At 43.9% G+C, this 12,876-nt stretch carries 10 protein-coding genes; 7 read left to right on the top strand and 3 right to left on the bottom strand.

Features of this window, described 5'->3' with window-relative positions; genetic code table 11:
• Nucleotides 1–139: 139 nt before the first annotated feature.
• From DXN04_RS14650 to DXN04_RS14630, 5 genes are all read left to right on the top strand, one after another.
• A complete protein-coding gene (locus tag DXN04_RS14650; RefSeq protein WP_116854095.1) occupies nucleotides 140–3,349 on the top strand; it encodes a SusC/RagA family TonB-linked outer membrane protein in 3,210 nt (1,069 codons plus the stop codon).
• A 20-nt stretch (nucleotides 3,350–3,369) separates the two neighbouring features.
• Nucleotides 3,370–5,193 (top strand): RagB/SusD family nutrient uptake outer membrane protein, encoded by a 1,824-nt coding sequence (locus DXN04_RS14645; protein ID WP_233525599.1) that lies wholly within the window; start codon nucleotides 3,370–3,372, stop codon nucleotides 5,191–5,193.
• 26 nt (nucleotides 5,194–5,219) lie between these two features.
• Nucleotides 5,220–6,140: an endonuclease/exonuclease/phosphatase family protein gene (locus tag DXN04_RS14640; protein WP_116854328.1), complete on the top strand. Its 921-nt coding sequence runs from the start codon at nucleotides 5,220–5,222 to the stop codon at nucleotides 6,138–6,140.
• A gap of 164 nt (nucleotides 6,141–6,304) precedes the next feature.
• A complete protein-coding gene (locus tag DXN04_RS14635) occupies nucleotides 6,305–8,413 on the top strand; it encodes a GH92 family glycosyl hydrolase (RefSeq protein WP_199415044.1) in 2,109 nt (702 codons plus the stop codon).
• A gap of 202 nt (nucleotides 8,414–8,615) precedes the next feature.
• Nucleotides 8,616–8,984, top strand: a complete 369-nt coding sequence (locus DXN04_RS14630) for a hypothetical protein (RefSeq protein ID WP_116854093.1) — start codon at nucleotides 8,616–8,618, stop codon at nucleotides 8,982–8,984.
• A 32-nt stretch (nucleotides 8,985–9,016) separates the two neighbouring features.
• Here DXN04_RS14630 and DXN04_RS14625 read toward each other — a convergent pair whose 3' ends face one another.
• Both DXN04_RS14625 and DXN04_RS14620 read right to left on the bottom strand, forming a co-directional pair.
• Nucleotides 9,017–10,000 (bottom strand): tetratricopeptide repeat protein, encoded by a 984-nt coding sequence (locus tag DXN04_RS14625; RefSeq protein WP_158569020.1) that lies wholly within the window; start codon nucleotides 9,998–10,000, stop codon nucleotides 9,017–9,019.
• 255 nt (nucleotides 10,001–10,255) lie between these two features.
• Nucleotides 10,256–10,687 (bottom strand): MarR family winged helix-turn-helix transcriptional regulator, encoded by a 432-nt coding sequence (locus tag DXN04_RS14620; RefSeq protein ID WP_116854091.1) that lies wholly within the window; start codon nucleotides 10,685–10,687, stop codon nucleotides 10,256–10,258.
• 185 nt (nucleotides 10,688–10,872) lie between these two features.
• Here DXN04_RS14620 and DXN04_RS14615 point away from each other — a divergent pair, with 185 nt between their 5' ends.
• Nucleotides 10,873–12,147: an MFS transporter gene (locus DXN04_RS14615; protein WP_116854090.1), complete on the top strand. Its 1,275-nt coding sequence runs from the start codon at nucleotides 10,873–10,875 to the stop codon at nucleotides 12,145–12,147.
• Nucleotides 12,148–12,190: 43 nt separating this feature from the next.
• Here DXN04_RS14615 and DXN04_RS14610 read toward each other — a convergent pair whose 3' ends face one another.
• Nucleotides 12,191–12,448, bottom strand: coding sequence for a helix-turn-helix domain-containing protein (locus DXN04_RS14610; protein ID WP_233525598.1), 258 nt, complete (start codon nucleotides 12,446–12,448; stop codon nucleotides 12,191–12,193).
• A 195-nt stretch (nucleotides 12,449–12,643) separates the two neighbouring features.
• On the opposite strand from DXN04_RS14610, the gene DXN04_RS14605 reads away from it, so the two are divergent.
• Nucleotides 12,644–12,868 carry a hypothetical protein gene (locus tag DXN04_RS14605; protein WP_116854088.1) on the top strand — a complete coding sequence of 75 codons (225 nt, stop codon included), beginning with the start codon at nucleotides 12,644–12,646 and terminating at the stop codon, nucleotides 12,866–12,868.
• Nucleotides 12,869–12,876: the final 8 nt, after the last annotated feature.

Below are 12,876 nucleotides of genomic sequence, written 5' to 3'. Positions count from 1 at the left end.
TATCCCTTTGCGTTAACTGAAAATAATTAATTAATCCGGAGAATCATAATTTTTTTTGATTAATGCCCGCGTTAATCCCTTATTAACCGCCCTGTTCACCTTCGATAACTTCTTTTGCAGTACAAAAAAATTATTCCTCATGAAAAGATGGTTATGCATCCTTCTATTTACATGTTGCGTGCTGAACACCTATGCACAGTCGCGTATCGTGAAAGGCCGGGTGACTGACGAAAGCGGGCAACCGATTATTGGTGCAACAGTAAAAGTACTGGGCACTGCTATCGGAACTGGTACTGACGAGAAAGGTCAATTCAGTCTGAATGCAACAGAAAACCCTACTTTGGTGATCAGTTCAATCGGCTTTTTGTCCGACACGGTGCCGGTAACTGCACAGGCTGATGTGCGTGTTGTGATGAAAAGTAATGTATCTTCTCTCAACGATGTTGTCGTGGTGGGTTATGGTACACAGAAAAAAGTGAACCTGACAGGTGCTGTAACACAGGTAACCGGTAAGGTGCTGGAAAACCGTCCTATTCCAAACCTCAGCCAGGGGCTGCAGGGTGTGATCCCTAACCTGAACCTCACTATGGGTGATGGTAAACCTATCCAGTCACCAGCTTACAATATCCGTGGTACGACCTCGATCGGGCAGGGAGGTAATGCACTGGTGCTGATTGATGGGGTAGAAGGCGACCCAAGCATGCTGAACCCTTCTGACGTAGCCAGCATTTCTGTATTGAAAGATGCATCTTCTGCTGCTGTATATGGTGCAAGAGCTGCTTTCGGGGTGGTGCTCATCACTACCAAAACACCTACTAAAGATAAGGTGACTGTGAGCTACTCTTCCAACTATTCCAGCAAAAAGCCAACTACTATTCCTGATATGGTGTCTAACGGTTATCAATATGCGACTGGCTTCAACGATGCCTGGTCTGCATGGAATGATTATGCACAGACTCCACAGAATATTAACAAAACCCAGAAGTTCTCTGCAGCTTACCTGCAGGCGCTGAAGGAACATAATGACAACCCTGCACTGCCTAAAACAGAGTTGGATGCCAATGGCAACTATGTATATTATGGTAATACTGACTGGTATGACTTATTATATAAGAACCACACGGCGGCTATGGACCAGAATCTCTCAGTTTCAGGTAGCAGCGGAAAGGCCTCTTATTATATTACAGGTCGTTATTATGGACAGGACGGTCTCTTCCGTTTTAACTCTGATGACTACAAGATGTATAACATGCGTGCCAAGGGTACTATTCAGCTGACCCCATGGTTGCAGGTATATAATAATACAGAATATGCTAACCGTTCTTACCACAACCCGCTGAACGTAGGTGAAGGTGGTGGTATCTTCAGGAACATGGCGGATGAGGCACACCCTACTTCCATGCTGCTGAATCCTGATGGCACCCTCACATACTCTGCCGCCTATACTGTAGGTGATTTCTATTATGGTAAGAATGGTATCAACCTGGCGCGCCAGATGTTCAGAAACACGACTGGTTTCACTGCCAATGTGCTGAAGAACAAACTGCGCATTATTGGTAACCTGACCTGGCAGAACATCACTGACGACCAGAAGAGAAGAAGAGTACAGGTTCCTTACAGTGCTGCACCAGGTGTAGTTGCGTATGTGGGAACAGGTTATAATGACCTGATGAACTCGGATTCATCTACCAAATACCTGGCTACAAACCTGTATGCTGAGTACGAAACAAATATTGGTCCTGACCATTACTTCAAGGCAATGGCGGGTGTAAACTATGAGCAGTCTACCGGCAGCGGTTTCTCCCTCACCAGGAACGGTTTGATCTATAGCGATGCCAATGATATGAACCTGGCACTGGGTAGCAATATCTCTACTGCTGGTGGTTATGAGAAATGGGCGATCCAGGGTGAGTTCTTCCGTTTGAACTATGCCTTTAAGGAGCGTTACCTGTTAGAAGTAAATGGCCGTTATGATGGTAGCTCCAAGTTCCCTACTGATCAGCGTTATGCATTTTTCCCATCTGTATCCGGTGGTTGGAGAGTGTCTAAAGAAGCCTTCTGGAAAGTACCTGCCAAGGCGATCTCTGATCTGAAAGTACGTGGTTCATGGGGTTCCCTGGGCAATGGTAACATTAACTCCTATGCTTTCCAGGAGAAGTTTGCGATCACCCAGAGCGGTCGTGTCATTAATGGCGTAAGGCCTCAGCAAACCGGTCAGCCATCTGTTATTCCAAATGGCCTGACATGGGAAACCTCTACAACCCGCAATATTGGTCTGGATCTGTCTGCACTGAACGATCACCTGACTTTCAGCGGTGATATGTATACCCGTGTAACGACTGATATGTTTACGGTTGGTCAGACATTGCCAGCTGTATTCGGTACTGATGTACCAAAGGGTAACTATGCTGACCTGAAAACGAATGGCTGGGAAGTTTCCGTTACCTGGAGAGATCAGTTCAATGTAGCTGAAAAGCCACTTCACTATTCTGTAACGGCGAATGTAGCAGACTATACTGCGAAAATTACAAAGTACAATAATACCAATAACAAGCTGACTGATTACTATGCTGGTCAGAAAGTAGGTGAGATCTGGGGTTATGAGAATGATGGTTACTGGACTACTGACAACGTAGGTAAGGCGGCTGCTTCACAGGCACTGTTCAAGGCTTCTAACAGTGGTCAGTGGCTGCCGGGTGATATTAAGTTTAAAGACAGAAATGGGGATGGTGTGATTAACAACGGTACAAATACAGTAGGGAATCCTGGTGATATGCGGGTGATTGGTAACTCTACTCCACGCTATACTTATGGTGTAGGGATCAATGCAGACTGGAATAACTTCTTCTTCGGCGTATTCTTCCAGGGTGTAGGTAAACAAGACTGGTGGCCTGGTAACGAGAACGATGTATTCTGGGGGCAGTACAACAGGCCTTACAACTTTATGCCTAAATCTCAGATTGGCAAGATCTGGTCAGCAGAGAATCCAAACACATACTTCCCACGTTATCGTGGTTATGTAGCGCAGAATGGTTCAGGTGAGCTGTATGCCAAGCAGACAAAATATTTACAGAACGTAAGATACCTGCGTATGAAGAATATCCAGGTGGGTTACAATCTGCCAAAGTCGCTGGTATCAAGAGCGAAACTGCAGGCTGCGAAAATTTACCTGTCTGGCGAAAACCTATTCTCCTGGTCTCCGCTTTACAAGGTTACCAAAGATCTGGATGTGGAAAGCATTGGTCGTTCCGACATGATTACCAACCCGAATCCTACGGATAATGCGGGTAATGGTAACAACTATCCGATCCTGAAGAGCTTCACATTAGGTTTAAATATTACCCTGTAAAAATTAAAATAAGCAATAACATGCAAAAATATATTACCCGGTTGAAATGGACCTCGATGGCGCTGGTGTTGTGGGTACTGGCGGGCAGCTGTTCCAAGGAGCTTGATCAGCGTCCGGTATCTACTGCTGACAGAGATGCGATTTTCGGTAATGAAGCCGGTCTGAAATTATACGCCAATTCATTTTACGATGTACTGCCTGCTATGGGCGATGTGTTCAGAGGTGATGCGATGGCCGACTACAGTGCGGTGAATGCCGTGCCCGATTTCCTGCGCGATGGTGCTTACAACTCCCGTGTACAGGCGGAAATCGACAACTGGAAATGGACCAAACTGCGTAACATCAACTATTTCCTGGCGAACAATAATAACCCTGCGGTATCGGAGACCATCCGTAACAACTATAATGGTTTAGCGCGTTTCTTCCGTGCATGGTTCTACTTTGACAAAGTAAAACGTTATGGTGATGTGCCCTGGATAGGCACGCCAATGGGTATTGCTGATTCCTCACTCTATGCAGCGCGTGATAGCCGTAAGCTGGTGATGGACTCTATTATAGCTGACCTGGATTATGCAGCTGCCAATATCTCACTGGCTAGTGATGCAAGTTCCAGCCAGATCACAAAGTATACTGCGTATGGTTTGAAATCCCGTGTCTGCCTCTTCGAAGGTACTTACAGAAAATACCATACTTCACTGGGGCTTACTGCTGATGCGCCTGCTTTGTTACAGGCTGCGGCAGATGCTGCGAAGGTAGTAATGGATAAGGGTGGTTATAGCCTGAATCAGTCTGGTGGAACCAGTGGTGCTTACCGCCAGCTGTTCATCAGTGCAGCTCCTGTAGCTTCAGAAGTAATGCTGGCAAACGTTGCGAGCAGCACCCTGTCAGTCTTCAACGATGCTAACTGGTATTTTACAAGTGCTACTTATGGTGTGCGCCTGAGCTTAACACGTAAGTTTATCAACACTTACCTGAACATCGATGGTACACCTTTCACCAATGTGGCTGGTTATGAAACCAAGCCATTCGCAGAAGAAACAAAGAACAGGGACCTGCGTCTGTCACAAACTATCCGTACGAGTGGATATACCCGTACCGATAATGGAAAAACTGTTGCTGCTCCGCCGGTATTTTCTTATACTTACACTGGCTATATGCCTAAAAAATGGAGTCTTGATGACACCTATTATGATGGAGGGTCCAACAATACGAATTCTATCTGTATCATGCGTTATGCAGAAATACTGTTGAACTATGCGGAAGCCAAAGCTGAACTGAGTACACTGACTGATGCCGATTGGGCAGCTACAGTGGGTGCATTGAGGGCAAGAGCTGGTATTACCAGTGGTACTACTACAAAACCAACCGTGGCTGATCCGTATTTAACTACCAACTATTTTAACAAAGCTGGTGATCCTACCGATGCAACGATCCTGGAGATCAGGAGAGAGCGTGGTATAGAGCTGGTATTGGAAGGTTTCCGTTACTATGACCTGGTAAGATGGAATGATGGTGAGCTGTTGGTACAGCAGTGGAATGGTATGTATGTACCAGCGCTGGATGTGCCAATGGACCTGAATGGTGATGGTGTATTGGATGTATGTTTCTACCAGACGCTGCCTGCTACCCAGGTGAGCGGTGTGACATACATTAGTGTAGCGCCTACCGTGAGTGGTGTAACAAATCCTACGCAGTTGTCTCATGGCACCTATGGAGAGATCAAGTGGCTGGATAACATTGCCAGGGTCAACTGGGCAGACTTCCGCTACCTGTATCCATTACCCTACACAGAGCTGCAGCTGAACAATAAGCTGGTGCAGAATCCTGGATGGGAGAATTTGTAATTATCATTTTATAAAAATAGATGCAGATGAAAAAATGGTTCTTTATGATGGCTTGCTTTGCCGTAATGACTACAGCTGTGAGTGCACAGCAGTTTACGGTAGGCACTTACAACATGCGCAACAACAACCATGACAATGGTGATGCACAGCGCGGCGATGGCTGGCAGCAACGTTACCCGGTGATAGCTTCGTTGATACAGTTTCATGGGTTTGATATATTCGGGACACAGGAGTGCCTGAAAGATCAGCTGGAGAATATCAAAGAAAGCCTGCCTGGTTATGCTTACATCGGTGTAGGGCGTGATGATGGAAAAGATAAGGGAGAACATTCTGCTATCTTCTATAACACTGCTAAGTTCAAACTGCTGGAAAAGGGAGATTTCTGGATGTCTACAGTGACTGATAAACCTAACAAGGGATGGGATGCAGTACTGCCAAGAATTTGCTCATGGGGTAAATTTAAGGAAATCAAAACCGGTTTTACTTTCTTCTTCTTCAACCTGCACATGGACCACATTGGTGTAGTAGCAAGAGCGGAAAGTGCCAAGCTGGTGATGGAGAAAATCAAGACGATGGCCGGTACTACACCAACTATCCTGACGGGTGACTTCAACGTAGATCAGACCAGTGAATCCTATCAGCTGATCAATAATTCAGGCTTGCTGAAAGATGCATATGAAACCACCGCAATCCGCTATGCGCTGAACGGTACCTTCAATGCATTTAAATCAAATAGCATGACGAACAGCCGTATTGATCACATCTTCCTCACGAAGCAGTTTAAAGTACAGAAGTATGGTATCCTGACAGATTCTTATCGCAGCCAGGATGCGGATGCAACTAAAACTGATTCAGGTAATTTTCCTAAAGAAGTAGGTCTGCAAAAGTTTACTGCAAGAGAGCCTTCAGACCACTTCCCTGTAATGGCAGTCATTAGCGCTAAATAATTTATACTATCCTACGGAAACCCGGAGGTTGTATCAAAAGTAATTTGATGGAATCCAGCATTCAGAATAAAGAGAATTCTCTCCATCAGGTTCCGAATTAAATCCCGGAAATTTTACTTTTTGATACAACCTCTTTTTTTGTCTTATACTTTCAAAAAACATTTGTGCGACCTGCTGTACTCATTCCACTTTTATTGCTGTGTTGTTGCCGCCCGGCAGCTCCGGCGGGAAACGAAAATTATATAGACCCAACCATTGGTAACATCTCACCATTACTACAAGCAACCCGCCCACAATTGCACCGACCCAATCAAATGATCAGGGTGTATCCTTTACGAAAAGATTATACCGATGATCAGATTACTGCATTTCCTTTACAGGTAGTAGGGCACAATGCAGGAGAAGTGTTTTGTATCAAGCCGGTGACAGACAGTACACGCTGGGAGAGGAAACAACTCTATGATCATGAGCTGGAAGAAATTCATCCCTGGTATTACCGCAATTGGCTGGTAGAAGATCAGATACTGGTAGAATATGCACCGGGAAAGAAATGCGGCATGTACAGGTTTACGTATCCTGCACATGCTGTACATCGCATATTGCTATCACCTGTGGATAAGTGGGTGCTGAACGGGAACGGAGAGATTTCAGGCAGCAGCCTGTATCATGGAGATACAAAGGTGTATTTGTATGGCCAGTTTGATAGTCCTTACGATGGAGCACTGACATTTAAGGATGGTGTGGTCGCTTTAAAGTATGCTATCTCTTACATCAGTGTGGCAGCTGCGAAAGTGAGTTTTGAACAGGAGCTGGCGGGAAAAGGGTTTGCAGAAATAGAGGAAACGGCGAGAGCTGCATGGCACAGAATAATGAACCAGATCAGTGTGGAAGGGGGAACGGAGGCACAGCGCCGTGCGTTTTTTACAGCGCTTTACCGCTGTCATGAGCGCATGGTAAATATCAGTGAAGAAGGAGCTTATTACAGTGGTTTTGACAAACAGGTGCATGCAGATGTACGGCCTTTTTATGTGGATGATGCGGCCTGGGATACTTATCAGGCCATGCATCCTCTGCGGATGATATTGCATCCGCACCAGGAAGAAGATATGTTAGCGTCTTATGTGCGGATGTATGAGCAGAGTGGATGGATGCCACAGTTTCCACGCCTGTTTGGAGATCATGCCTGTATGAATGGATTTCATTCCACCATCATATTTTTAGATGCATACAGGAAGGGTTTGCACATAGCAGATGTAGAGAAGGCTTATGAAGGAATGAAGAAGAATGCATTGCAGGCGACGATGCTGCCCTGGAGAAATGGAAGGCTGACATGGCTGGACGAATTTTATAATCACAATGGTTACTATCCTGCATTACGGCCTGGTGAAAAAGAAATCATACCGGAGGTAGATACATTTGAGAAGCGGCAGGCGGTAGCGGTGACATTAGGACATAGTTATGATGACTGGGCATTGGGGAAACTGGCAAAGGAGTTGGGGCATGACAGTGATGCTTTGTTATTTGAAAAGCGGGCAAGGGCTTATATGAACCTGTGGAATGCGGAGAAAGAATTTTTTATGCCGAAGGATGAGCAACATCATTGGATTGATATAGATCCGGGATGGGATGGCGGACCGGGTGGCCGGGATTATTATGATGAGAATAATGGCTGGACATATCAATGGCAGGTAGCGTTCGATATCCCGGGGTTGATTCAATTATTTGGCGGCAGGGAAAGGTTTGAGCGGAAGCTGGATACCTTGTTTCATGCGGAGTTGGGCAGGCAGCGTTACCAGTTCTGGGCGAAGTTTCCCGACGCTACCGGCTTAATGGGGCAGTTTTCGATGGGGAATGAGCCGGGTTTTCATATTCCCTACTTATATAATTATGTAGGGAAGGGGTGGAAGACGCAAAGAATGATTCGTTCGCTGCTGGATATCTGGTTCAAAGACAACCAGTTTGGCATACCGGGAGATGAGGATGGGGGTGGAATGAGTGCCTTTGTGGTGTTTTCGTCGATAGGGTTCTACCCGGTTACGGCGGGTGAGCCGGTGTATACGATAGGCAGTCCGGTGTTTAGTAAGGTCGTCGTGCACCTGGAGAATGGGAAGGATTTTACAATGGTGGCACATAATTGTTCAGCGGTGAACAAATATGTACAGGGTGTGAAAATGAATGGAAAAGAGCGGAAGGATTTGTTTTTTACGCATGAGGAATTGGTGAATGGTGGTACGTTGGAGTTGGAGATGGGGGATAAGCCTTCGCATTTGTAGGGGCCTGTTAAGTACATATACTCAGCTTCCAGAAGTGTAAAAAATTATACCCTTCTGGAATCATATTGATATCCAGTCACTTGTTGGCTAATAATAAAAAATTACAATATAAATCTTGTTTGGATCATAGGTTTTATGAAACTAATCCCCCATACATTGCGTATATTTTGAATGTATTTATACGCTCATTTTTAGTTTACCTATGATACACTTACAAGACAGCACTGTTTACGTAGCAATCTTTGGAATTTTGGCTTCCTTGATTGTTTTTTTACTGACACGACATTTCTTTTCTAAGAACGGCAAGACTGACTACATCAAGAAGTTAGAGATTGCCAATAATGAAATGTTGTATTCCATCAGACCGTTGCTGGTAGAAAAAAAGGTTCCCTCAAAAGAGATCTTAATGGCCGTAAGATTTTCCACCGCAAAAAAGTACGGTGTTCAGCAGAATGATCTTTATGATGAATTCTCTCTAACCAGCGATTTAATCAATGAAACAATAGCTAACTCCTTCCTTACATCGGATCAGAAGTTAGAGTTCTGCAATCTTTTACAATCGATAAAGTAAAAGAGCGTCGTGTAAAACACTTTGAGAGGTCCTTAAGATTTTTTCTTAGGGGCCTTTTTGTTTGTGGAAGTGGCGGCTGTTTTCTTTGCTGGAGCAGTTGTTTTTGCTTTTGCAGCAGTGTTTGTTTTCTCAGCTGGTTTCCTGTTTAGTCTTTTCAGTTCTTTGTTGGCGAGTTCTTTCGCTTCGGTGTCCCCGTATTTCAATGCCTGTTCGTAGTACTTCACGGCATTAGTGGTATCTTTCTTTTTATTGTAAATGTTAGCGATGTTGTTGAGAACGATGAAGTCTTTGGGTTCAATGGCGGTAGCTTTCAGGAAGTACCTGAGTGCCATATTGAGGTCCCCTTTCATCGTATATACGATACCGAGATCTGACAGGCTTTCCACGTGTTTGGGATAGTATTTCAGTACGGTTTCGGCTATTTCTTTCATATTGTCAGCCTGGCTTTTGCCGGAGTTGTAGATGGTAGCTACGTATTCCTGGATAGCGCTGAGCATGAATTCTTCAGGCTTTTCCAGGGGTTTGTTGTCAGTCCATTTCCATTTGTTTTCGATGGTAGTGGAGTAGTTCAATACGTTGACCAGTTCCTGGGTGAGGGCTGCATATTTATAGGTCTCGCCGAGCATATATACTTTACCGAATCGCATATCGAGGCGGTCGGGGTATTTGGCGATGCCGGCGTTGATGTATTTGAAACCTCTGCCCAGTGGTTCGGCTCTGTAGCCGATTTCGCTGGTATAACCTGCCTGTTTTTTAGCTTTGGGTTTTTTGTCAGCGTCAGGGTGGGGTACTTTGGTAACAATCTCAGTTTTACTCCGGCTTACATAGAAATTGAAATAGGCGATGTACAGTTCTGCATCGTTAGGACGGCCTTTTTCCCACTTTTCTAACAATTTCTTCTGTTTAATTGTATCCCCCTGTTCACATAATTTTTCGAACTCCTGTTTGTAATTCTGAGCCAGAATGGTAGTGGTGGACAAAGAGCATAATAGAAGAAGCGTAAATAAATGTTTCATAGTCATCATAGGATCTAGGACGGATAAATAATCAAGCTAATCTTCTGCACAGGGGTACCCGGAAACAGATGAAATAACATTGTTTTTACTACAATCTGACATTTACTGACTTGGGTCCATGTCAATTTAGACACCAAAGTATCTGATTGCCTGTAATTTCTGATTTAAACTATTGATTTTACAAATATAAGTATATTATAACGTATAGGAACTTTATAATTTTATTTTTGGATAGGGCTGCTTATTAAGTGGTCCTTATCCGTTGTATTCGGCTAATCTTTGGAGGAGTGGGAGGAAAGCTTCGATGAGTGCGAGTTCCTCGGTGGAGAAGAGGTTGTCCATTGCTTTCACGAGCCATTCTTCCTTAATCCTGCGGTTTTCGTCGAGGTGGGTCTTGCCGGCTTCGGTGAGGGTGATGAGTACTTTTCTTTTGTCTGACTCGTCGCCGCTGCGGTCTACGACACCTGCGTCAACTAATCTGTTGATAATCTGTGAAATAGCCTGTGCAGAGATGCGTTCAAGGTCGGCCAGGGCAGAGGGGAGCATGCTACCGTGTTGGTCCAGTAAGCCCATAGTGAGGAGCTCGGCATTGGAGAACGCGGAGGTAATATTTTGTTTTCGCAGTTGCCTGGTGAGGCGAGTAACGGTGCTACGTAAGGAAGCAGCTACCTCATAGGTTTTAGACATTTTACAAAGGTACTTTAGTTTTTTTGAATTTCCTTCGGCTCCCTGCTTTTCTACTTTTCAGTGTAAAATTAGCTTAATTTTCAGTAATAAGGCATAAGAGTGGGTATTTAGGTACTAATTTATCGTTTTCGTTTGCTTAAAAAGTTGTACTTTTGTAAAGTAACTTTATCAATTAAGTTTAGCATATGAGGATAGTTAGGTCATTTATTTATAATTCATCCATATTTCGTTCACTTAAACACAAGAACTTTAGATTACACTTTACAGGTCAATCCGTTTCTCTCATTGGTACCTGGATGCAAAGAGTCGCAATCAGCTGGTTAGTTTACCGGATCACGGGCTCTACCTTTTTATTAGGATTAGTCACCTTCTTAAGTTTGATCCCTTCCCTTGTTCTTGCTCCTTATGCCGGTAGTTTCATTGACAGGCATGATAAATATAAAATAGTGTTTATTACCCAGATCGGCCTGATGGTGCAGGCGGGGATCCTGGCACTCATTGTCTGGTTAAGCTATTATAATATTATGATGATAGCTACGCTGAGCCTGGCCCAGGGTATTATTAATACATTTGATACTACCGCCCGGCAATCACTGATGGTTGACCTGGTAGATAATAAAGAAGATTTGCCGAATGCGATTGCGCTCAACTCTTCTGCATTTAATGCGGCGAGATTGGTAGGGCCTGCTTTTGCAGGTTTTATACTGAGTGCTTTTGGTGAGGATATTTGTTTCCTGATCAATTTCCTGAGTTTCTTTTTTGTAATTGCTTGTCTGTTGCAAATGAAACTGAAGATCAGGGAGCGTGAAAAATCAGATGAGAATATCTGGGCCGATTTGAAAAAAGGATATGATTACCTGCGTGAATCCCCTGATCTGTCATCCCTGATTTTAATGCTGGCAGCATCCAGTCTGCTGGTGATACCATATACCACTTTATTACCTGCAATTGCAAAAGATGTGTTTCATGGTAATGCAACAACTTTTAGCTGGTTTGAAAGTGCAGCGGGTTTAGGGGCATTGTTTGGTGCAATTTATATGGCGATGTTAAGGCCGGGGAAGGATCTGAATCAGCTGACTATTTTCTCCAGTATTTTATTTGCAGTAGCAGTTGTGTGTTTGGGTTTCTCTTCTAATATCTGGGTGGCTTTGATTGCAACTGGTTTCACGGGGGCTGGTTTGATGGTACAGAACTCTACCATAAATACTTATTTGCAAACGCATGCATCTTCTGAAATGAGAGCAAGAACATTGAGTTATTACATCATGGCTTACCAGGGTGTGTTGCCAATCGGTAGTTTGATTATGGGGAGTCTGGCGGAAAGATTAGGTGTGAGTGCGATAGTATTTTCAGAGGGGGTGGCAGGTATATTGATTGTGATTGGATTTATTTTACATCAGCGGAAATTACATGACGGAAACTGGATGCGTTCAATGAATCCTTTGCGATTCAGACATTAATGACATAATGATTTTTTACGCTTCAATAAAAATCAAAATATACTTAAGGGAAGGAGATTAATAACAATTGTGAAGGATGCATATCCAATCCTTTTGCCAACTTATACAGTGTTGTAAAACTCAGGTTTTTCTTCCCGTTTTCGATTCTTGAAATATCACCCTGATTCACGCCACTACTCACTTCCAGGTCTAGTAACGTAAGCTGCTTATCCTTCCGGAGCTGCCGGAGGTTGTTGCCGAATACGATTAATATTTTTGCCTGTTCAGGAGCCATTATCTTGTGGCAACCAAGTTGAGGCAAATGCCGAAAATATTTATTGGGCGTTCGACCAAGATTTGAGAAAAAGATTTACATTCGACGAAATTTTATAGTGAATATTCGAGAGAGCTACATCAATTTAATAGTAGCAGAGTTAATTCAGGCATGTTAAAACCAAAATCATTCTTACCATTTTATAATGACACCCCATACCTATTTCCTTAATACACGAGTATTATGACGGGACGCAAAATTACAATTGATAGCGCTGTTATCTATATGAGGAAGTTGCAGGGAACTCCGCATATGCGTATACGCTACAAGGAAGATGAGTTTTTGTTACTTAGAGAAAAAGGGCAGGAACCCAGGTTTGAAACAAAACCAGATTTACCCGAAGAGGCTTTGGAGAAGATTATCTGGGCAGTATCACATTATTTCCCAATGAGAGAGCGGGATAAATAGAAAGAGCT

The organism is Chitinophaga silvisoli (assembly GCF_003412465.1).
GTDB lineage: Bacteria > Bacteroidota > Bacteroidia > Chitinophagales > Chitinophagaceae > Chitinophaga > Chitinophaga silvisoli.
This window is presented reverse-complemented; position numbering and strand designations above follow the sequence as displayed.